The following is a 24,990-nucleotide window of genomic DNA, read 5'->3' on the forward strand; positions in this document are numbered from 1 at the left end:
TCATCTCGACCACCTGGCGGATCCGTCGCCCGGTCCCGTGGCCCGGAAAGAGCGCCCCGGCGCGTGAATCGTGACAATAGACGAATCGACGGCTACTTTCCCGTCCGCGCCGCGAGCTCGGAGATAGCCGTGCACCGCATTGCTGATCTCCCCGCCGAGGTTCCGGCGCGCCACCATGCTCAGATACTCCACCAGGCGACTGTCACTGTCGGCGCGCACCACCGCTCGGTCGAGTTCCCGCAAGGTCTCCCAACGGCGTACCTCTCCACCCGGGAGAGGTGGCAACACACGCCCCGGAGCCAGCGCCCGCGCGTGCGCGTCTGTGACAACCACGGTCGGTGTCCGCAGAAAACCCTTCGCCATCCATCGATCCTGAGTGCGGTCGGTGTCGTGGTCCTCGACCCGGCGTCGCTCGAAGGTCTCGATGATCTGCTCGACCGGTCCCTCCAAGCGTTCCGCTGTGCCCGCATCGAGGTGCATCGGCGCCAGCCATTCCCCTACACCGACCGGTTCACGCGCGACCGACGGATCCCAGACCATCCAGTCGGCGTGACCATTCCGGTCGCGGGTGTAGACCAGGTTGGCGACGTGATGACCCCAGTCCAGTTCCTTGGACGTGCCGTCCGGCAAGGTCTGCGTCATCCGCAGGTCCGCACCGTTGACCAGAATCTTGCGGGGATAGGTGCCCAGCCGGATCAGGGCCAGTGTGACGTGGTGCGCGAGATCCGCGCACCCGTTCTCGAGGTAGGTGTGCGGCAACGGGTGGTCACCGGTCCAATGCTCGAAGGTCATGGACTCGAGGTGCGCGAACCATTGCCGTGCCGTATCCCATTCCACCGGCACCGGCTCCGCACCCGGCGCCCACGCGGCGGATTCCGTTGGCGCCTCGGCGAATACGTGATCGACGTAGTCGGTCTCCTCCGGAAACACACTACGCAAGTCCTCGGCGAGATCGTGCCCCTGGTGCGGGTACGCGGCCTGTATTGCCCACAACTTGCGCGGATCCCGATCCAGCCGCGCCACCAACGCCAGCGCGATCTCCGGCGTAGACGCCCACCCCACCGCCGCCGCGTACGCACGCACGGCCGGCAGTTCCTCCGGCCGCTGGCCCGGCCGGACTGCCACACGGGGCGGGGCGGGTGCATCGGCAGGCAACTCGGTATCCGGCTGCCGGCCGATCAACCGTGCTATCCGCCGCGCCTGCGCCTGGGACAACCGCTCTTGTTCGAACGCGCGCCGGACCGCATCCACCAGCGTCAGATCGTTCTCGCTCGCGAACGCTTCCTCGAACAGGCGCCCGTCCCGTGCGACATCAGCGTGGCGCAGGATGGTCAGCACGCGGTGGAAGTCGATCGGGCCGGACCCGGCCAGCACAGCGTTCAATGCCTGCGCATATGGCCGGTGCCCGGCCGTATGTGGTGCGGCGTTGTCGTCGTCGGTCCGGTCGCTGGCGCGGATCAGGGCCTCGCCATGGATTTCGGCGCCATCGGCACCCTGCTCGGCGACGCTGGGCACGGGACCGCCGATTCGGCTGGCCGGTTCGGGGGCAAGGGCCGGCGCTGTGGTGCGGTTCCGCCGAGCGTTGCCGTCGGGTGCGGTTGCGCCGCGGGAGGCGGTGGTGCGGTCGTGCACGGTGATGATATCGGAATCTGTATGTCGGGCAACGGATTTCGCGACTGATTCGGGGGCGAAGACGTGGATCCGCCGGGCCGCGGGATGGGTGCGGGTGAAGTCGGTGAGTGCTGTGCTCACCCGGTCGGGTTCGCGGGTCCGGGACGCGAGTTTCGGTGCGCCGGTGGCGGAGTCGATCCAGATCACAGTGGCGCGATCTCGGTGTGCGCGTGCGGTTCTCGTGTGGTGCTGTGCCCCATGGGTTATCGCGTCGGCGGACGAACCGAGAACCGCGTCGGCCGGAATGTGCCAGTCCACGGTTGCCGCGGTGTCGATGGGCCCCAACCCGATAACGATTCGGCCGCGCCGGCCCGCGGCGTCCTGGTCGAAACCGAGCAGATACACCTCCGGCCGCTCGACACCGGCCTGCCGGACGTCTTCGGTTTCCAGCTCGGCGGTGAACAGGTAGGTGAATGCGGCTTTGAGGTTGTGCAGTCGGCGGCGCTGGTTCGACGGCAGCGGCCCCGGAAGGCTATGCAGGCGGTGGATTTCCAGCTGCAAGTATCGGGTGTTGAGGGTGTGCCGGGCCGGCGCGGGCACGGCATCGTTGGTGCGCAGGCCGGGATAATCGACGAGCAGGCTCTCTTGGTAGCCGGGCGCGAGATCGTCGAAATGCAGGTCGTCCCACCAGGTTTTGCCGGTATAGACCCACCAGTTACCGACGGCGTGCACCGATGCCCGTGCGGAGTCCAGTCCAGGCGGTACCCGGGGCGGGACGAGCCGGTCCTCAGGCCGCTCGGGGCTCGGGTGGGCGAACAGCTCCTCCCCCAGATCGGGCTGAATTACGTTCTGCTCGAGCCCGTTTCGCCAGCCGCTCAACCGACTCTGCCGAGTGTCCAGCGACTCGCGCCGCACCCGCAGCGCAGCGGAGTCGTTCGGGGAACCGGAAGCAGCGAGCGCGTTCTCCTCGCGGGTCAGTGCCACGTTTTCGGCGTCGAGCATGATCTGCCGGTATTCGACCTCGGCGCGCTGGCGGTCGAGTTCACCGAAGCGATCGCGGCGCTGATTGTCGAAGGTGAGCCGGACGAAGTCCCTGGCGGGCCGCAGCCCCTGTCCCCGGAGCGTATCGAGGACATAGTCATTGACTCCCTCGGCTGTCCTGTAATGACCGGTGTGGTTGTCCATGACGGTGAGTTCGCCGTCACGCACGGCGATCGAGCCGCCGCCGCTGACAATGCCCCCGCGGCGGAACGACGAATGATGGACGAGACCGATCACCTTCATCCCCGCATAGAGGTTACCGAACACGTCCATCACGAAGATCGCACGGCCACCGCCCTCCGACGGCTCCTCGGTGGGGAGCCTGCTGGTATCGAACCAGCGGCCGTCGACGGCCCGGAACAACCGGCCGCCGGGACCGACGAACAACCGATGCGCCTCGAGCTCGTCGGGAGTCATATATCGGACCGGGGTGTGATATTCGAGTTTGGGCAGTTCATCGAGCGGCCGGGCGTTTTCGATCGGTCCGATCTCGGTCCTGATCGTGATCGGCCGCCGTTCCTTCAGATACTTCTTCCGGAGGGCCGCGCCACCGAGCAGCGGGATCTGCGGCGCTGCGAGCACCCGGACCCGCGGCTTCGGGATCTGCTCCGCGGGCACCACCGGACCGTGCTCGGAGCTCAGTTCCGGCGGGGCGAGGTGGGAAGGCCGCTCGGCGTAGAGATGGCCGTCTTCGGTGGCACCGATCGCATAATGGCTCGGCTTGTCATCGCCCTCCTGGTAGAGCACGTACACACGCGGGTCGCCGCCCGCGGGACTGTGCTCGTTTTGAAAACCGTTCTCGTGCACGATAGTGAGGTTGATTCGGTAGGCCCGCGCGGCTAGGCCCAGCAACTTGTGCTTGGCGACCATGAGCCGCGATCCGAGCGCGTCCCTGGGGTGTTCCAGCATCTCCCGCTGCTGGGCGATCCCGTCGTCGAAATACTGCCGATCCCTTACTGCGGCCTGCCATGCCGCCGCGGTGACCCGTCCCTGCCGCCACCGTTGCTCTATCGCGCGGAGCCGCTCATCCTCCCTCTGAATTTGCTGGTGCAGATACTCATTGATCTGGTCGTGCACACCATCGATGTTCCGCACACCCATAATCCGTGCCATGACAGCCGAGGCAGGGTCGTCGGGGTGCTCCACCGCTATCCAGCGCAGCGTGGACAAGACATCCGCCTCGCCGTCGCTGATCGACCGGTCGTCGTCGCCGGATTCGCTTCCGTCGCTGGTGCTTTCGTCGACACTGCGCGTAGGCGCGGGCGAACTGTTGTCGTCGCTGCCCCCGTAGCGGGAGTGCGCGCTGCTGCCGCGATCGCGCCCGCGTCCGGATTCCTCGTCACCCGACCGGGACCGATCACCGGATTCGCTTCCGTCGCTGGCGGTTTCGTCCGCACTGGCCGAAGACGCGGGCGAGCTGCGTCCGGAACTGTCACCGCCGTGCGAATGCGCGACACCGTCATCGCGCCCACTGCCGAAGCCGTCGCCGCCTTCGCGGTGACCATCGACTGCGGCGCGCTCCGGCCCGTACAGGATGTACGCGCCGGGGCCACTCAGGGCGAGGTTGTCCGCAACCGGCTCCGGTGAGGTGTGGAGGGCGCCCGCTATGGGTCGCTTGGCTGCGGGTGTCGGACCAGGAGGTTCGAGCCCGACCGTGCCCTCGTTGCGGACCAAACGCCCACCCAGCGGCGCATCGAACCCGCGCCGCGGCGCAACCGCCACACCCGGCCCACTCAACGGCGACCAGGGCGAGAACAGCACAGCGGAAGTACCCGCCGCCACGGGCAGCAGCCCCGGCCGGAATCTCTTGCGCGTCACCACCAGCACGCCGTCCGGGCCTACGAACTCATCGACAATCCATACGCCGTCCTCGTCATTCGTCATCAGATACGTGTGCGCACCGACGCCCCGGTCATTCCTGGCGTGCTCGTCCACGATCACCGCCGTCGAACCCACCCCGATCCCGGCCAGCTCCGTGGCGATGTGGTCATGCTGCTGATACCGCCGGAACTCTCCCGGTATCGCGCCCAAGAAGTCCGCCTCCGGCGTCCCACCGATACCCACTACCCCGTCCAGCAGGCCGACATCCTCGTTTCCGGTGCGCGCACGCAACCTCGCCGCGGTATTCGGACCGCACCTATTCAAGTTCGACTCTGCGTAGCCGGGCGGGTCGTGCGCGGGCGGCGGCCCGGCCGGCCGCGCCGCCGAATCGTCCAGTGTCACCGCATCATCCGGCATGCGCTCGAAGGCCGGCGGGAGTCCGCGCGGCTGCATTGCCAAATCATCCAGTGCCGCCTCATAGTTCGGCGGAAACAGGTCGCGCGCGGCATCGACCGCGCCAGCCATCGTCATCCGACCGGGTGCCGCCGCCTGCCGCGCGGGCTCGCGGATGACCAGATCGGTGATGCGGAGCTCAGCCATTCGCAGGCCCAGCGTCGCCGCGTTGGTTCGCCCGGCCATACCACCGGAACTGGGATCGTCGAGATCGTAGACGCGGAACTCATCCGTATCTCCGACGCGTCGCACTGCCAGCGTGCGGAAATCGTTGGAGTGAGCCACATTGTTCGGATTGACCAAATTATCCGGATTGGCCATCCACACCAGCGCATCGGCCGGCAGGTCCCGCATATCGATTTCGCGCCGGAACCGGTGTACGGCACCTTCGCCCAGACTCAGCTGTGCCCACCGGACCCACTGGGCCGCAGTCTGTTCCGCACTGTCGGCATACAATCCGACGATCACGTCGATCGCGTCCTGGCGCTGCGCCGTGGTGAGCGTGTTGTAGTCGAGTCTGCGTTCCCCGGCCGACTCGTGGAGCAGCCAATGCATTCCCAGCCAGCCCCCGAACCGGCCCACCACACAACCGGGGACCACTCCCCGACGGCCTTCGGCCGGGATGACCCGATGCTCGGGGCGGACCCACGCGTCCCACTTCTTACCTTGGCCGCTCAAATGCAGATAGGGATTGCGCATGAGCGAACGTCCGTGCTGGTCCTCGGTAGACACGTTCCGGTGGCGGCCGTTGACCATCATCGTCGGGAGCCGACGCGTGAGCCCCTGGAACAACCGGCTTATCCCGGACCTCGAACCGCCGGGACGCTGCTGCCGCTCGACCGGGGCCAATGACCCCGGAAATACCTGATGCGCCTGCGCCTGCGCCTGCTCCGGCTCCTGCGGTGCCGTCTTCCGCGGCGGCGCAGTCGATTCGCCCGCTGCCGGGAAGCTCGGCGTGTTGTGTTGATACCCGGAATGCGTTGGCGCCCTTGCGGTCGAGGGGCTGGCCTCGTCCGGCTCGGGCCGCACGGTACTGCCATCCGTTCCCGGGGCGATGGAGTCCCGGCGTTCGATCGTGGATGTTGTTGCGTCGTCACGAGATTGGGGGCGCGTCACGACACCGTCGCCGACGGGCGGCGTGTCGCCGGGTGCCGCGGGTTCGGGCACGTCGTAGACAAGATCGTCGACATCCTCGAACTGCCCGGGCTCCCCGATCATGCCGCCCAACATCGCGTCCGGACGACTCATCTCGAACGGACCCAAATCAGCCGCCGCCCAAGATGTTTCGCCTTGCTGATCGCGCGCCCCGACACCCGGCGTGGGCTGCGCGCCCGGTGCGCCGGAGGCGATGCGTGGTGTGGCGATGGGAGTGTGGTGTTCCGCGCCATGGACGCTCGATCCAGCGGCCGGTCGCGCTGTCGCCTGCTGCGTGTTTCCGCGGTTGTCGAGGCCGTCGGTCTCCGGTTCGGGTAGCAGGATCTCGGCGTCGATGATAACCGTGTCGTTCGTTTCGTCTCGGGTCACCCTGGTGATGCGGTACCGAGTGCCGCGCGCGAACACGAGTTCATTGTCGAGCCGGCCGATCCATAGGCCCTCGGCGCCGGGCGGCACCGTCAGATTCAGTTGGTAGCCGAAACGGCCTTCCCCCATGGCGGTCAGCTCATGGCCGACCGAGGTGGACAGGTAGCCGGGATCCTGTTGCACGGTGCCCACGAGCCTGGACGGGTCCGCGGCGAGAAGTGGTATCCGGTTTCCGGCGTTGTCCCGCATGAAGCCGATGCTGACCAGGCCCCGCACGACCCGGATCGGCTCGGTGTTCGGCAGTGGTCGTCGAGTTGCTTGATCGAACAGGCCGATCCCGCGCTCGAGGGCGTCGATTTGTGGCGATGTGCCGAGGAAGCGTTCGAAGAGCGGTTGCAGCCCATCCCGGTACTCGTGATGGTCGCCGACCAGCTGCGCCAGTGCGAACTCCGGAATGTCGCTTTCGGCGATCGAGACGATAGTCCGCCAGATTGCACTCACGCGATCCGGATCGTGGATTTTCTGGTCTACTGCCCCTTCTCCGGATCGGTAATACTCCATCAGCTCGGTCAATGACAGCCGACCTGGTCCGACCAGTTCGGTCAGCAGCGCAACGGACTCGGAGCCGGCGCACAGTCGGTCGAAATTCTCCTGCGTCTTGTCTCGGCCGTCCCGCAGCAGCACGTTGAAAGCCGGCAAAGTCCGGTAGGCCCATGACACGTGGCGCTGTTGCGAGGTGAGTTCGTGCCAGCGATCGAGCACGGTCACGCCGTAATTCGAGGCCGCCTCGCCGGAATCGAATACGCGCACACCGTTCTCGTCGAGATGCCCGATGCCGTGGCGTTCGGTTCGGGGGTGCGCTGCCGGTTGCCACTCGTGCCCGGAAGGTGATTCGTACGTGGCCGGGGCGTCGAGCTGGTCCGGGCGAATTCTGAGTAGGGTGCCGTCGGCGGTCCTGGCCACATGCAGATGCTCCGGATGTTCCGCAGACGTGAACAACAGAGTGAACGACGTGCCCGGCATTCCATGGTGATAGACATCGCGAGGTCCGTCCGGGTGCAATACGACAATGTTGAGCTGAAGTTCTCGGGCGACGATGGGAAGCAGGTCGGCACTCATCAGATGGTCCGTAGACCTGCGCGAGTCGCGCACGGTGTCGAGCAGGTACCCCAGCCGGTCCATCGCACGTCGGCGAACTGATTCATCGAACTGCCGAACGGATTCCTCGAATGGCGCACGACGGTGCGTTTCCGCCGCATTCTCCGCTGCGGTCCTGCTCATATGCTCGTCGAATGAGAGTTCGCCGCTGGCAATGAGTTCGCCGGCTCGACGGGCGCGGCGCCGGCGATCCATCTCGAATTCGGTCACCGACCGGGCGCGGCGGAACTCCTCGATACTCTGCTCTTTCCGCCCCGCAGGGGTGAAGGAGGGGAGCAAGTCGACGTAGTCCTCGAGGTGCGCTTCCATGCGCTGGGCGAGCGTGGCACGTGCCCGGTCCGGCGTCGTGTGGTCGGTGGACTGTGCGAACACCTCCAGCAGATGGTTCCCATCCTGTGGTGACGGCTCCCAGACCGGTGCGAGCGCCTCGGTGTCGTCCTCCCGCTGTTCCTGAGCCACGGTGATCCGGCGCCTGATGTCCTCCACTCGGACACCGGGTTCGGTGTCCTGGCGGTCGGCGGCCGCGAGCCGCAAATCGAGGGCCAACTCGGGAGTCACCCGAAGCGCTGTTACCGCGCTGTCGAAATGATCCTGTAATTCCGGCCGCAGTTGCCGGGCGAACTCCACACTGTCCCAAGGGTCCGCGGAATATATCGCATTGCTGATCCTGGCGAATTCGCGCAGCGCCCGGCTCTCCGCCTCCGTCAATTCCCGGAGGTCGGGGGTCTGCGCGCGGGCCGGGGTCGCCTCCGGTGCGGGGACGTCGAGCCCGAAGAACTCCATATCCGTGCGGGTGTCGAGCTCCTGATGTGCGACGTCCCGCACGCTCATCCCCAAGTTGTCGGCCTGGTCCTGCCATCCTACGGCCTGTAGCGGGGTCGTGCCGAGTGCTTCCGCCGCGCTGGAGAGGTCGCTGCGAAGGTTCGGTCTCATTCGTTCGACGAGGCGGAAGACCTCATCCTCGTCGATGCCCGAGAACGAGCGGAACCGGCTGTGCACGATCCGTTGGATCTCGGCGTACTCGAACAGTGCCTCGTTCTCGTCCGGTGTCAGCTCCCGAATCGCGAGCTGCTCGGCGTCGATGTCGTCCCTGGAGCCGACCCGATGCGGCGGCACGACGTCATCCCCGCGCAAGGTCGCGAACGGCGATCCGTCGGCATTGCGCCCGATCTCGTAGTGGCCGGGCGCGGTGCGGCGGATGTAGTGGGTCTGCTGGTTGCCTTCCCCGGTCCGGATCGGCGGCCCGGCGGGGTGTTCCAGCGCGACGTCGGCACCGAACCGGCGGCTCGCGAGGATCAGGAGTTCCCGGAGCGTTTCCTGGCTGCTGGACGGCAGCACCGGCACACCGTCAGGGCCTACGGCATCGTCGACAACCCAGATGCCATCGCCGTCGTCCGGTGCGCCGATTCGGATGCCGGGCGGGAATTTCCGGATCGGTTCGCCGCGACGGCGGAGACCCCGGGTCGGGGCGCCGGTCGGGGTATAGAGCACAGCGAACAAGGCAGCCGAATCACTTCGCCCCGGCGGCCTGCTGGTCCGGCCGGCGGCACCGTCATAGTCGCGGACTACGACGGTGCCGCCCTCGTTGACCATCCGATACGCGTGCGCGCCGATACCGTTGGCATTCACGGCAGGGTGCACGCCGACAACCAGCGCCTGCGCACCTGGGCCGAGACGCTCCAGCTGCGTGGCGATGCGGTGCTCGTCGGTGTAACTGCGGAGCTTCCCGCCGGCGGCCCCCTCAGCGTCCTGCTGCGAGCGGCCGGGCAGTCCCGGCTGCGAGCCGCCGAGCGGCGGCGTGGATCGGTAATCCGGCTGAATCGCGGTGCTGTTGTTATCACGCTGGATGTCGGTGAGAGTCTGGGCGAGGCAGTCGAAATCCGTCTCCGAACCGCGCACAGCGGCCTGCGGTAGATCGACGGTCGAGCGAGCGGCGGAACCGTCACCGTGAACGGATTCCACACCGGCCGTTTCGACCTGGACGGATTCGAACGTATCGAGCAGAGCGTCACCGAAATAGGTCTCGCCGGGACCTGGCTCGAATACCGGAGCCGGCCGTGGCGTACTCGGCTCCAGGCCACCCAGCACATAATCCTCGGGCCCCTCCAGCAACGGCCGATTTCCCTGCCCACGACCGGAAGTGTGCACAGCGGGCGCGGTCGGTATTTCGAGGTATCCGTAGAAGACGGTGAAGTCAGGGTTGTAGAAGGATTTGAAAGGGTCTGTTCCGATTCCGGTGATTCGGAAGCCGGTATTGCGCGCGAACAGAAGTTCGTTCTCGCGTACGGCGTGCGCGCGGCCGTCGCGGCCGAGGTAGGCCCCGCGCAGGCCGGGGCCGGGCGGTACGGCGAGTTCGAAGCGATAGTTCGCTTTGGTGCTGGTGGCGACCACTTCCGTGGTCAGTGAGGTGGAAAGGAAGGTGTCGTCCCGCTGGAGGACGTTGAAAAGAAGGCTGAGGTCTTTGCGTCCGCCCAGCGCGGTGCCGTCCGCGGTGACCAGGAAGTCGATGTTGCCGACAGCACGGATGACGAGGAACGGTTCGGTCGCCAGCAGTGGCCGGCTGGTTCCCCGGTCGAGCAACTCCAGATAGCGGCGGACATTTTCCAGTGTGGGCTCGGCATCGAAATTTTCTCGATACGCCTCGTCGAGTTGGCCGTAGATCATCGCGTCGAAACGGATCTCTTCCCAGTACGCTTCCGGGCGGTGGTGCTGCAGAATATCGTTCAGCGCGTGCAGCTTACGAGTTTCGGAATCGTCGAGATATACGCTCTCCAATCTGCGAATCGTGTCACGGTCGGCGGCGGTGCGGTCGTCGGCCTTCTTGTCCAGCAGTGGCCGCAACGCCTGCCCTTCGGACGCGGTACATCTGCTGAACAGAACGTCCTGCAGATCTTGTCTCGACTCGACCAGCTCGCCTAGATCGAGTGTTCTGGAGCCTTCGCTGAGGAGGTCCGCGAAGGCGGCATAGCGCTGGAACCGGTCGAACAATTCCTCGAAACCCTCGCCCGAGCCGCGCATCCTCCGGATCAGCGTGTTGGTGAGGGAAGATGATTGCTGGTAGGTCATCAGCGCTTTGCGTACTTCGGGTGGCTGCTGGTGCCAGGTGCGTAGCATTTCGTGACCGAAGTCGGCCCCGTCCCGGTCGCTGGTGAATACGCGCACACCGCTGAATGGGAGCTCGGCGGCCGAGGTGTCTGTGGTCGGGGGATGTACCGTCACCGTGGACGAACCGGTGTGCGGCAGGGATGTGGTGATCGCCGCGGGCGCATGTACGCGGATCTGCTGTGCGGCGGGATGATTGGCGGTGAATTGGGCGATCGCCGTACCCAGCCGGTCCGCGGAATCACCGGATACCTCGGAGCCGTAGTCGATCCAGACGACGGTGGCGTCGCCGGGATGCGCGCGGATCGTATCGGCATGCAGCGCCGCGACACGGCCGGGCATGCCGTACATCGAATCGGCGGAGGCCGCCGAGTATGCGTACCAGTGCACCCTCGACGCGGTGTCGACGGGACCGAAACCGATCGCCATGCGGCCACGCCGGCCCAAGTCGTCCTCGGCGAAGCACAACAGATGCACGGCTGATGGCGTGCCGCCGGAACCACCGGCGGCCACCCCGGCGTTCGTTACCGCGGCGCGCACGTAGTTGCGGGGAATGTCCAGGTTGTTCCACCGTTCCAGCAGGTCCGGCGGAAGCCCGTCGTCGAAATCATCATGCTCTTGGAACCAGTCCCTCGTGACGACGAGGTACTGGATATTGCGGGTGTGCCGAATCGGGGCGGGGATGCCGTCGCTGTTACGCAGAGCGGGGAACCTGTCGAACAACCGGAGCACCTCGTCGTTCATCCAGTCGTCGACGAGCAGGTTGTCCCACCAGGTCCGGCCGGTACCCGGATAGGTGTAGGGCGAATCCGGCACGTACAGCTGCCGCACCACATCCGGTGGGAGCTCGCCGTTGTCGTCAGCGAGCTTTTCGAGCCGGGCCAGCTCGAGGTCGATCAGTCTCCTTCGGAGCAGACTCTCCATCTCGAACGGGACGTTGTTGCGCAGAGCGGGGAACTCTGTCAGCACACGCAACTGTTCGGCATCCGACAGGCGATCGAAATGCAGGTTGTTCCACCAGGTTTCGCCGACATCGCGCCACCAGGTGCCCGACGTGCCGAGCCCGGCGGGCGGCCGCAGTGGATCGGGGGTCTGCAGTCTGATCGTGCCGTTGGACAGGATAGTGGCGGTCGTGTTGTCGGAGAGGTGGATCTCGGTGCCCGTGGGGAGGGCGTTCTGGTGGATACGGCGTGCGAGGTCGTCGCGGGTGGTCGGATCGGTGGCGTCAGCGGCAGGGTAGCCGGGATCGGTGTAGCCGGTCGCGTCAGCGTCGGATGGCGCACCGATGCGGATGTCCCGTGGGAACGCCGGTCCCTTGACGCCGCGCCGGGTAAACGAGTGAATCGGGTCACCGCCCATGGGAGTCGGGCGGGCCGTGGTGCCGGTCGGGGTGTAGAGAACGGCGAACCGACTGGCCGAGTCGCGACGCGCGGGTGGCCTGCTGGTCCGGCCTTTGGCGTCGGGAACGTAGTCGCGGACAAAGATTGCGCCGTCCTCGTTGACCATCCGGTAGGCATGCGCGCCAATGCCGTTCAGATTGACCTCAGGGTGCTTGCGAACGACCAGCGCCTGCGCGCCCGGGCCGAGAAGTTGCAGCTGCCTGCCGATCTCGGCCTCGCCGTCATATCCGCGGAGCTTCCCGCCGGCGGCCTTCTCCGCCTGCCGCTTCGAATAGCCCGGCAGCGCTGCCCGCCCACGACGCGGCCGGGATTCGGTGTCGCCGCCGGATTCGCTGCCCGTGATCGCTCGGAGTCTGATTGCGCTGCTGGCGATGCCGCGTCGGGCGAATCCGTTGCTGATGCCGGTGAGCGAGCGGACGAGGCACTGGTCGTCGTCGGACTTGACACTGCGAACAGCGGCATATGGTCGGCTGATGACGGTCGTGCGGGTGCCGGCGCCGTCACCGCCGGCGGAAGCGACGGCCGTGCGAGCGCCGGTGCCGTCGCCACGATTGGGGGTGACAGCCGTGCGGGCGCCGGTGCCGCCACCGCTGACCGGCGCGGCAACCGTGCGTCCGGTGGGAGTTGTTGTGCTGCTGGTTGTCCGGCTCCAGCGCTGGAAGAGGGCTCGGACGCGCCGGTGTGAAGTGCGCTCACCCGATGAAGTGGGCTGTGCCGCAGGCAGTGTCGTCGCCTCGCTCGATGCGTTACGACTGCCGAGACGGGAGATGAAGCCCCGAAGCCGTTGCACCGTGCGGGATCCGGGTGAGGGTTGCGCACGCGGGAGGCCGAGGGTCCGGATATGTTGCTCGCCGTCGGCTCCGATGTAGATGACCCGGCCGTCGGCTGCGACTGTTGTTGTGACGTCACGAGACTGGCCGACATCACCGACCGGCTGGGTGTCACGGACGGGTGTGCTGCCGTCGGTTCCCGGAGCAGCGATCTTCCGGCCATCGTGTACGGATGTTGTTGTGCCGTCGCGGGACTGGCCGCCGTCAGCGGCCGGTTGTGTGTCGTCGATGTGGTCGTCACGTACCGCCGCTTCGGTACCCGGCGCATCGTAGACATGGTCGGGGAAGTCCTCGAACAGCCCCGGCTCTCCGTCCTCGCGAGCCGTCTCGTAGGGACTGGTCATCTCGAACGGGCCCAAACCGGCCCCCGCCTGCGATGTTTCGTCCGGTTCGCGCTGCGTCCGGGAGTCCGGTGTTGCCGCCCGCTGGCGTACATCGCGTGGCGGCACCAGCGTTTCCTGGCTGCTGGACGGCAGCTTCGGCCGGAATTGTTGCGTTTCCGGGGTCGATACCGACAGGTCGAACGTATCGGGCAGTCCGGAGCGCACGACTTTTCCATCCGTGCCGTGAATGTTCCTGACGGGAAACCGGTTCTGCCGGAAGGGATCGTCCCGCCACCGCCGGTCCGGTATGGACTTGTTTCGGCCCGGGATATCAACGATGAACTCTTGGGTACGCGGAGCCCGCCCAGAGTCCTCGGCCTCCTTCGCGGACCGTGACGAAGTGGTTCGGGCGTGCGGAGCCTGCCCAGAGGTCTCGGTCTCCCGCGCAGGCCGTAGCGAACTGGTTCGGGGTTGAATCACGAAGGGAACGAACGGACCATGCGGACGGTTCTGCGGTTCGGTCCCGGACTTCCGCGTGCCCTCGAGCGCCCCGGAATCCTCCGGCACGGTGTCCTCGATCGGGCGGATGGCCGGATCGATCGGGGAGATCCGTCCGTCCTCGATCTGCTCGGATTCATGGGATCGCGCGGTGTGGTCCGCATCGGAGCGGTGGGCCGACGACCCGTCGTCGGAGCGCGAAGCTGACGGCAAATGAGTTGTGGGCGAGGCGGACCCGCGGGTATCGCGGTGACGATCGAGCGGGCTGAAGTGGTCGGACAACCGCTCGGCGTCGCGCTGGTGCTGGGCGAAGTCCACGTCGATCGGTGTCTGCGACCGCGACGGCGTAGACGATTCCTGATGTTCGGTTTCGGTGGTGCCGACCGGTTCCTGAGGGGACGGCGGTGCGTGCCGGACGGTCCCGGTGGACTCGGCGGTGCCCGTGGGTGAGGACGGCCGGACGATGCTCGCGGGTGGGCCCCGAGGTGCGTCCGCCGGATCGCTCCGGTGTGCCGCGTCGTCGCGCGATGTCTCGCCGAACTGCTGCTCGGCGAGCACGTTTCGGCGCCATTCCTCCACCCGGGCCATGGTGGCGGAGTCGTCCACCACGTCGGCGTCGCGCGGCTCCTCCTGCTCGCGGCGCGGCTGCTCGCTCGGGTCCGAGGCGCGGTGCTGGTCGCGGCCCCGTCGTTCCGCGCGCTCCGAGGGTGATTCGACGTCGGACTGCTGCTCGTCGGTTTCGGAGGTGAGCAGGTTCAGGTGTACTTCTTCGGGGTCGATGCCGCGGATGCGGAGCTGATGCCGCACCTCGGTGGCGAAGTCCTCGAACGTGCCGTGGCGGTAGATGTCGAGTGCGGCGAATATCGCGAAGGCCCGGGTCACACCAGAACTGCCCGACGTCGTTTCGGCGCCGAAGGCGACACCGGCGGCGACCTGCTCGGTTCCCGGCGGCACGCCCCACCGGAACATCGCGGCGTGCGACCCCTGGAATTCCCGCAGCCACGCCGCCACCCGGCGCACCGCCGCCGGATTGCTGAGGTGGACCACGATGCTGCCCGACCGCGCCTCCTCCGGGCCGAACGCCTTCACCTCGCCGACCCCCGGGAAGCCGGCGTGGTCGTCGAGGACGCCGAGGACGAGGTGCTCGGCTACCGTGGACCGCGCGTCACCGAAGGTATTCACGTAAAGCTTGAATCCGGTGCCCTCGATCGGCACATCGTCGAGCACATTCTGCCGGGCGAAACTCACGCCCGAAATATCTTCGGGGACCCAACTGTCGGCGTTGTCGGGCGTGAGCACGCCGAGCTCCTCCACAGCAGCCTGCCGCGCCGGTCCGGGCCTACGTTGCGCCAGAATCCGGGCCATCTCGTCACGGAAAGCGCGCGGATCCCCGGGCCGCTCCCCCGCTCCCAGATCCAAATACGCTTCGTAAATATCGTACGCATTCTGAATCGACTCGCGATCGTCCCACAGAATCTGCAGGAAAGCGTCCAGATTTTCCCGCGAGACCGTGGGCGGTAGCACCCCGTTGCGCACGTAGGTGTGCGTGCGCAATTCCATCAGATCGTCGAAAGACACATCCGGCCAACGCGGCCGCAGCTCGTTGTACAACTCGTCCAGTGTGCGCGGGCGGTCGAATATATCCGCGAATTCCCGGTTGGCCCGCGACAGTGCGGAGCCCGGCCGGTGGTTCCGCGGCGGCACCGCGGGCCGCGCGTCCGAGGCCGCCGTTTGCGCAGGCTCCGGCAGCGAATGGTGTTGCGCGAGTTCGTCGTCCGAGCCGGCGATCGGCGTCTGCGGTGGCGCGGACGGTTCCAGTTCAGGTGGGGTGGCGCCTTGCTCCCGCGCCAGGGCATCGAGCATTTCCTGCTCTGCCCGGCCGCCGTCGGAGGAATCGCCCCGCGCCACTGGACCGGTATCGCCGAGATCCTCGTCGGACGAGTCGTCCCGCAGCAACGGGCGGGGTTCACTCAGGCCGTCGTCGGAAGATCCGCCTTGCAGCAACGGCCTGGGTTCGCTCGGATCCTCCGAAGAATCATCCTCGAGCAGCGCTGGGGGGTCACGCTGGTCCGCGGTGGAGGCCTGTTCGCGCCGCGGCTCGTGTGTGGGCGGTGCCTCAGCCGTCTCGACCTCGGCCGCGAGGTAGTAGTGCTCGCCAGAAACGAGGATTGCCCTCGGCGGATGACGGCGGGTAACCGCCTTGAATTCGGATGTGTCTATTTTCCGAGATGTTATGAAATATACCGTCAGCGGACGATCGAATAGTTCTGCCGCAACATACATGACAAAATCCTCCGCCGGATTACGTCCGTATACTTGCAGGCTCCGGAGAGCGTTGATATTTTCTTCTGTTATATCGAATCTCGATATACTGTCGAAATTTTCATGCATTCTTTCGGCGATCCCGATCCGCAGTCCCTGAATCCGGCGGGCCAGCTCCGCGCCCGCATAATGCCGACCGGGGAACAAGATGGCGTGCAGTATATGGAACATGCAGTCGGAGTCGAGAGGCGCGGAGAACCACGTCCTGTCGTCGATGCCCGGGTGACCGGTCTCGAACGGGGTCTCGACGAACGGCGCCCCATATTCGGAGTAGTCCTTGATGGTCCGCCCGTCGGACTCCGTGTTGTATCCCGGCCCGATCCTGAGTTCGTCGGCTCGAATCATCCAATAGTCAAGTGCCGCATCGAATTCGGTGATCGGCTCAAGTGTCGGCGAGACCTGTCGCTCGGGCTCGGGGAGCGCTTCTCCCGGGGTGCGCTGGTCGCCGGCAGACGTCTCATCCTGCACGGCCTGCTGTGTCCGCTCGACCGAATTGTCCAGTGCGACATCATGATCAGTGTCGGCATCGGCGTCCCGCTCCAGCTGAGTCCCGTCGGTACCCTGCGTCGACTGCGATTCCTCGGTGCCCGGTTCCTGCTGAGCCTTCTCTGTACTCGCCTTCGGCTGAGGCTCCGCCACGCTGTCCTCGGGCTGGGGCTCCTTACCGCTCTTCTTCGGCTGGGACTCCCCGGTGCTCTCCTTGGGCTCGGACTCCTCCGAGCTCTCCTTGGGCTCGGACTCCCCGGTGCTCTTCTTCGGCTGAGCCTTCTCAGTGCTCTCCTTGCGCTGGGATTCCTCGGCGCTCTTCTCCGGCCGGGACTCCTCGCCGCTCTCTTTCGGCCGGGACCCTTCCGTACCCCGCTCCTGCTGAGCTTCCTCCGTGCCCTGCTTCGGCTGAGACTTCTTGGTACGTCGCTTCCGCCGAGGCTTTTCGGTGCCCGGCTGCGGTTCGGGCGCGGTCTTGTCGGTAGCTGTTGAATCCCTGCTGACGACAATGGGTTTCACCAGCGAATCGGTGGTGCGCGCGAGGGCGTTGCCGAGCACCCAGAGTGTGCCCTTAGGGCCGATGAGCTTGATCAGCATGATGGTCCAGACGCGATGGTTGTCCCCACCCGGGCCGTAGCGCATGAGGTTACGGCGCTGGCTGCCCGTACTCCGGCCCGACCCGTAGCCCCCGGCACCGCCACCCAGGGGCCAGCCGGACGGTGCGCCACGGTTACTGGCGTCCGAGACGGTCGGGATGCTCACGCCGAGGGTGGGCATGAAGGTGACGGTGCGGTCAGCTTCGATCTTGAAATTGTCGGCCGTAACCAGCAAGCCATCATTTGCGAGTTTGCCGGTCGTGTTTTCGATCACGAGCGAGTAGAAGGTCACCTCGGCGGTGACGCCGGTGACCTTCCGGCCGCCGGCGTGCGGCACGGGCGTCGGCAGATTACCGGTCGACGCGTCGACGCTGTTGAGGAAGGCCGATATGGATGCCGGACCGAGAACCTTCGATCGCTTTCGCTGGGCCAGCGTGTTCAGGGCGAGAATCATGGTCTCGAAGGAATGGTTCCGGCTGCTCGCCTCGATGCCCGGAGCGACCGCACGCAGCGCGCGGCCGAGGCGCTCGAAACCATCGAACCAGTAGACCTGGATGGGCCTCGTCGGCACCCAGGGCTTCATCAGCAGATTGCGAACCTCGCGCGGTACCTCCATCTCGATGCCCACGCTGCCCGCGGGCGGGGCCGGGCGCCGGATCGACGGATCGGACCTGTAGATGTCGGGCGCGACGCGGGTGGCGGCGGCGTTGTCGGTGGCGGTTCTCGTGTCGGCGGCGTGGAACTGGATGAAGTTCGTGGAGTTCACGGTCCGCGATTCGGTGTAGGACTGCCGCCACAACCCTGAAATATCCTTTCCCAGCAGGGCTCCCACCACGGATCCCACCAGGACCCCACCCGTGTATCGGGCGAGGTTCAACGGGTACGTCGCCTGCGACATGTTCAAGCGCCGCCAGCTGACCTCGACCCTGTACAGGTACGGAATGCCGAAGAAGGCGGTGTCCTCGCCGCGCATCCAGGTGTCGTCATCGCGCTGGGAGTCGTGAGTTTCGGTGGCGGTGCCGGCACCCCGCCTGGCGAGGCTGATAGTGGGACGTACACCGTTTTCCTGAAAGCTGGGGTTGAAGCTCCACTGGTCGTCTCCGCCACGACTCGTGCTCACCGCGGTGACGCGGCCACCGTGCGCATTGCCGTCGGCCGAGGTGTGCAGAAAGGTGTTCTCGATCGCGACGCCCTCGGGGGCTCGCCAGCCACGAATCTTGCCGAGATTCGCCTTGGGATGGGGAATCGCGCTGAATTTCACTGTGACTCGGCGTGGACCGAGCAAGGGCGACCAGTCGTCGTAATAGATTTCGCTGCCGCCGGGCCCGGCGTTCGGCAGGGTACGCACACCAAAAGTGGACGTGTGTTTCTCGATCTGCTCCAGCACCCCACGGAAAAGTTCGGGCGCCCCGGGACTCGCGAAACCGGGCGTCACCGACTCCACGAGGTCCATGGCCTGCTTCCGGAAAGCGTTGCGGCCGCCCTCGAGGTTGGCGGCGAGCACGGTGCCGAGGGAAATAGCGCCGCCGCTCTGAACGTAAGCGCTGGGCGGGAACAGGTCGGCTTTCTTCCGCTTGGGGATTTTGTGCCCGGCGGCCTTGACGAGTCGGGCCAGTTCGGGATGCAGGTGTAAGTCCTTGTCGTACAACAGGAATCGCACCACGCCGGATTCCTCGACGGCGAGGCTGTTACCACTGTGGGGTTCTCCCGCCACCTTGCCGGGTTCACCCAGCACCTTGCCGCCCAGGCGCTCCACCAGCGCGGTAAATTCCCGCGCCGCACTCTTGGTGAGTTCCTTGGCCATACTGATGACGACGAGGTTGTTGCCACTGCCGGATTCACCCCGCACCTCACCGAGTTCACCCGGCATCTCGCCAAATCCAACAGGCGCCTCGCGTGGTCGACCCAGGACCTTGCCGCCGAGGCGCTCCACCAGCGCGGTAAATTCCCTCGCCGCACTCTTGGTGAGGTCCTTCGCCACACTGATGACGAAGTGCTGGGTGCCGCTCTCGACGGTGACGACACGAACCACGTCCGCGGTGAATTCATAGGCCGGGGTTCCCGAGTTCGTGGTGACCCGATTGCTGCCGATCGTCTCGGCGGAACTGGAGTGTTGTGACGTGGAATAGGTGTGCTGGAAGGTCTCGCCGGGGATGTAGCTTAAGTCGGCCTTGTTGCCCAGGCGGTGGGTCAGGCTGATGCCGAGCAGATCGCTGTGCGCGGTGGCATCGCTCTGGGCCGCATTGTTGCTGGAGGGGTTCCAGTTCTCGGAGTTGATATTCACTGTTACCGGCAGCACCTTCAAATTCCGGAGATAGGAATCGAGACGGACGTTGTAATCGGTGCCGGCGATGACGCCGGCAGTGCCGATACTCTGGATGTTGTCGGATTGCCGGGAAGTCTGCACCAGCGAAGCCAGCATGGCGTGCGACGACAAGGCCGTGTGAATGACTTGATAGGACAGCGACTCCGGGTTCGTCACGGGCTCCCCGAAGGAATGTTCCCACAACCATTTGCCGCCGGCGGTGAGCTTGTCCAGCCCCCACTCGACCCAGCCGATCTCGGGTTCCGGGCCTGGTGCGGGGTCAGCGGGCGCATCGTGCAGCACAGCGGATGGATCCGTCACGACGATGGTGGGGGCGTCGGAGGCCCCCGTATCGGTTCGGCGCGGGCCGACCGGCCGGGCCGCCGCCTCCGGCTCCTGTTCCTGTTCCTGTTCCTGCTCCTCAGGGTCGGTGGGGAATTCGCCGGGAATCGTCCGCGGAGCAGGTGTGAAGTCGAATTCGGTATCGATGTGTGCGCTGTGCAGCACACCGGATGGATCCGTCACGACGAGGGTGGGCGGATCCGGCATCGGCGTATCCGACGGCTGTGGCTCGGTCTGCTGCGGCGGCACTGCCGGGGGTGTGTTCCAGCGCGGCAGCACGGGTTCCTCGTCGGGGAACGCGCCGGGAATCGTACCGTCAGCCTCCGGGCGAGAATCCTCGGTCTCCTGGCGGGGATGCCCGGCCTCTTCCCGGGCACCCTCGACGTCCGGGCGAGACCCCTCGGTGCCGGTATGGGGATTTGTGAGGTCGGACGCGGTTCCGTCGATGAGTGCGAGGGCCGCCCGGCGTACTCTCGTGCTGGTTCCGCCGTCGACGACGATGGCCTGCTCGGGAATTACCCAATCCGGGTCGGTGAGCTGTTTGATGTCCTCGGGCGTGACTTCGCGAATGGTGGCCGGCGGCGGCGCGGACGAGTCGGCTGGCTTCTCGGCCAGCGTGCGATAGGTGGGGAGATTCAGCCGAACGTAGCCGGCGGTGCTCTCCAGCTCCGAATCGTCGCCGTGATCGTAGGTGATCTTCATCCAATATTTGACGGGAACCGAGAAGGTCTGCGTCCCTTCGTCGGCGGAGCTGATGATCATATTGGTCCCGCCGGTCTCGAAACCGAATGATTTATCCGACGCTCGATGGTACGAATGAACGTAGCTCGGGGTAACACCCGCGATCAGTTCACTGCCCGGCACGTCGAACGGGTTGTTGAACGCGGCATTGCCACCGCCACTCGGATTGACCCACACCGAAGTCCTGCCGGACTGCGTACCACCGGACAGGACGATGCCCGCCACATTCTGGGTCTGCCCCTTGGGATACGTCCAATCGTGCGTAACTCGCTCGTGCGGAGCGTCCTCCGAATCGCAGTGCCGTATCGCGACGAGCTGGACCGAAATCTTCTCGGTACCGAACCGGTTGGGCTTTTGGAACTCGGTGATGGAACCTCCTTCGATCTTCCCCGTCGTCTCGTCTACTTCGCCATCGATCATCTCCTGTAGCGCCGAACTCAGGTCGAACTGTGAACGCATCCGCTCGAATGCGCCGATATTGTTGTCGCGCGCATCCGCGAGTTCCTGCTTACGGTCGATCATGTCCAGCACGCCCGGGTCATCGTGCTTGCTCGAGAAGAAACCGTTGTCAGACAGGAACTTCTCGGCCACATCGAAGAGCGGGTCGGTGCCGATGACTCCGGTCGGGGTGGTGTCGAGGCCGAGTTGCCGCAGATGCAGGACGTTCGTGGGCAGGTACCGAACCTGGTCCGGTTTCGGTTTGTAGCCGAGGGCCGCCTTCGACGGCACCAGCATATTGACCGGATAGGAATTGTTTTCGTTGGCCAGCGGTGTCCCCTCTTCCGGCCCGAATCTTTCGCCGTCGCGGATCAGGGTGATACGGAGTTTCATGCGGGGTGTGGTGTGCAGCAGGTCGTCATGTAGACGCAGCGAGCGGCCCGTGTGGGATTTTCTGACGTCGCTCAGGGACTGCGTGGTCCGATGAGATGCTCCGCCACGGCCGGTGATCTGGCCACCTTGGCGCGGATACCCGGTGTCTTCGAAGGCATCGCCGGCGCCGAAGGTGGCGCTGACCGCAGGGTGAAAACCGAGTTCATCGGTGATCCTGGACCTCCCTTGCACCCCCAATTCCCGCTTCGTATAGGTTTCCAGGCCGAATTTTTCGTGTATGGGGCCGGTGAGCTCCTCACCGCCCTCGAAGTCGGCCTGGATCAGGAAGAAGCCCAGCGATTCTTTCGACTCGGTTTTCCAGGACGGGGAAATCCACGCACCGCCGCGCCGCATCAGCGGTATGTTGCCGATAATATTTTCTTCCTTGAAGAAATTCACAAAGTCGCGGGCGGAACGTTCCGATATGCCGGCGAGAAGGGCCCGGTAGCCGGCTACGGCATGGAGGAGAATTTGGTCGTGGTTCGGAATGCTCAGCGGCGCGAATTGGGGGTGCTCCTGCAAGGAGGGAACCGTGTCGTCCTTATCGGGATGGAACGATGGAGGGATGGTGGCGCGATTCTTCGGGTTTACCCGCGGCGTTTCGGTGCTGTCGGCCAGGAATTTCGGGATCATAACCGGAAGCCGTTCGGACGCATCCCCCTCGAACGCATGCCAGACCTTGTCCGCCGGATGCACCGACGGTAGGCCATCCGGGCTCTCGTTGTCACTGATCTCCCACCGCATTCCGTAATGGAACAGCACCGACGGACCCTTGCTCGACTTTTTATAAGATGCCTCGAGCGCGATAAATGCTGCGACATGCGTGGACGATTGGCCGTATATGGTCGAACCCTGCGGTGTGAAATCCCAGCTACGCAGTCCACTTACGTTCTTCGGCTTTTTAATTCCGTAGGACCCCGCGATGGACCGCAGGTTGTGCTCGCTGGCATGATTGCTGATCTGGGCCAAGCCGCGCGAATAGCGGAAATAGGCTGCGGGCGGGCCGCTTTGCGGTTCGCCGTCGTCGCCCACGGGCACGGGTTGCTCCACCGGCCGAGCATCGTGCAGACTCAGGCGTAGCGAGATCGGGTAGGCGTGGCCATTGTAAGTAAAGCTCAGCGGCAGCCCCGACGCAGTGAAAAGACGCGAATACTCGGCTCTCACGAAGCGCGAGGTCAGCACCTTCTCGATCTCGGCTCGGAGTTTCGCCTCCGGGCTATCGGAGCCCGCCACATACGCGTAGGACCGGCCCGGCCAGCTCGTCGTTTCCGTTGCGGGGCCCGCTTTGTCCATGACATATCGGTAGACCTGCTCCACCAGCCGCTGCGCCGTCTCTTCCGGAATCGACATGGGCTCGACCATCGGTTGGAGGCCGTCATGCCTCGAACCGAGTTCCCGGACAATATAATTCGGCTCCGGCGGTGTGACCACGATGCCGGGGAGCCCTGCGCGATCGAACCAGAACCGAGTGCGCCGCGGGTGTTCGGTGGTGGGGCCGGACCAGTCGGCTCCGAGGGCTTCCCGCAGGTGCTCACCGAAGTAGGTGTCCTCACCCTCGGGCTCGAAAGGTGTTGTGGGCCCGGGCGACGTCAACCCGACAGTCCCACCACTACGCACCAAACGACCCGCCAACGGCTCATCCAACCCCAACTGTGGCGCGACCGCCCGACCCCCTGCCGACGACGACGCGAACAGAACACCGGCGACATCCGCCAACTCCGGCAAAGTCCCAGGCTCGAACCTGTACCGCGACAACATCCACTCACCATCGGCCCCCACCACATCCTCAACGACCCAAATACCCTCCTCACCATTCTCGTCCGTATCGTTCGTCATCAACCGCGCATGCGCACCCACACCCAAACTATTAACAGCGAAATCATTCACCAAATACGCCGTCGAATCCGGCCCCAGCACACGAAGCTCCGCCGCAACAACATCACCATCCAGGAACCGGTGGAACTCCCCCGGAATCACACCAATCAAAGCCTCCTCCGACACCCCACCCACACCCACCACACCCTCCAGCACACCAACAGAAGAATTCCCGACACGACCAGCCAACCTCCTCACAGCGCGCACCGCACACTCATTCCGAACACCCCCGACACCCCGAACCGGACCGAGCGCGGCGAAGAATGCCTTGTCGAACTCACCCTGCCTGACCAGTTCGTGGGCGCGGGTCACCATCTTCGCAGCGTGCGCAGCTCGCTCGGCCACCCCCTGCGCACCCCTGGATTTCCCATACCCGGCGGAAAGGGCCTCGCGATCCGCACTGCGGTCTGCGATACGTCTGAACAGTCGCGACTTGCCGTCCCTTATGAGGCCCCGGGCCGCTTCAGGTTCGACTTCACCAGCAATAGATCCCTCGGCCAGAAGGTCCCGATGGAGATCCTCGGTTTCGGTAATTCCTGCGACAAGGCGCTGGAGAATCTTGTTTTCCAGAGTCCACGACGACTCCGGCGCGGCTTGTGCGAGTTCCGTGACGATGTTCGGGTGGAGCAGACCTCGGTCCGCAGCGATAGCCGAGAACGCCGCGGCCTTCTCCACTGAACTGACTCGCAGGTCAGCGAGCCCGAATTTCCAGTGGACATCACTGAGAATTTTGTTAACTCGAGTGATGCTAATATTCTTGCCCGGCGTTGCGCGATGGCCGCTGATGTCTCTGCCGACAAATCCCGCGGCCCGGTACTGGATCATCTCATTTTCCAGGGGTTCCGTCATGTTCATCGGGTGAACGGTCGTCGGCGCGAGGCGGGGGAGTTCACTGATGGCGTCGCGGTCGAGCTGGTTTTGCCGGAGAGCCGCGTTGGCAATGTCGGTGCGATGAATGAAGGGATTAAATTGAGAAATCGACTGTCCGGTGGGGGCGAAATTGAGATCGTAAGCTGCTGTGAGGAGGAGCAATTCGAGTTTCCGGTAGGTGAAGCGATCAGAGTTCTCGTCCGTGGATCCCTCGGGGCCGGAACGTCCGAGGTATTCGACAATCTGCTGGTTATTGTTGCCTGCGATGACGTGATGGAGGACGGTCTTCTGTTCGAATGTGAGGGAGGTGCCGGGAATCGTTGTGGTGTGGCTGTCACCAGCGCCAAGTGGGCGATGCTGACTGCTGCCATCGGTCGCCGACAGCGCTTCGACGATGGTGTGAGGATGGCCATCCGGCGCACTGACCGCGTCCTGGGAGCCGCCGCGCCGGATACCGAACCCCCGGACCGGCAGGACATCCGAGGGCCCAGCCGAATAGGAGTCGGCAGCGTCGAAGATCGAGTTACTCGCCGGGTCGTCCAACTGCATCGGGTCGTCCCACATCGAGTCGTCCCACGGTTGATTTGCGATATCTGTCGGTATGGTGGGATCAGTCGTGGAGCCGGTGGTATAGCTGCCGTCGATGGCTGGGGGGACGCCGGGTAGTACTGCCGCGCCCAGTGCCTGCGTTGTCTGAGGGATTTGCCGTTTCTCTCGCGCGATCTGCTCGACATCAACCCCGCGGTCGACGGCCTCACGCTGCCAATCCACAGCCTGCGCCAAATCCACCGCCCCGAGGCCGGATGCCGCAATGGCCACGGCCTG

General features: G+C 65.4%; 1 protein-coding gene (cut by a window edge). It reads right to left on the reverse strand.

What is annotated here, in order from left to right:
- Positions 1 to 24,990 carry the 3' portion of a protein-glutamine glutaminase family protein gene (locus ACWEO2_RS36480; protein ID WP_452409533.1) on the reverse strand. It continues 11,298 nt past the right edge of the window, so the window shows 24,990 of its 36,288 coding nt (coding positions 11,299-36,288); the start codon falls outside the window, past its right edge; it ends in the stop codon at positions 1 to 3.

It is taken from the genome of Nocardia sp. NPDC004278 (assembly GCF_053602975.1).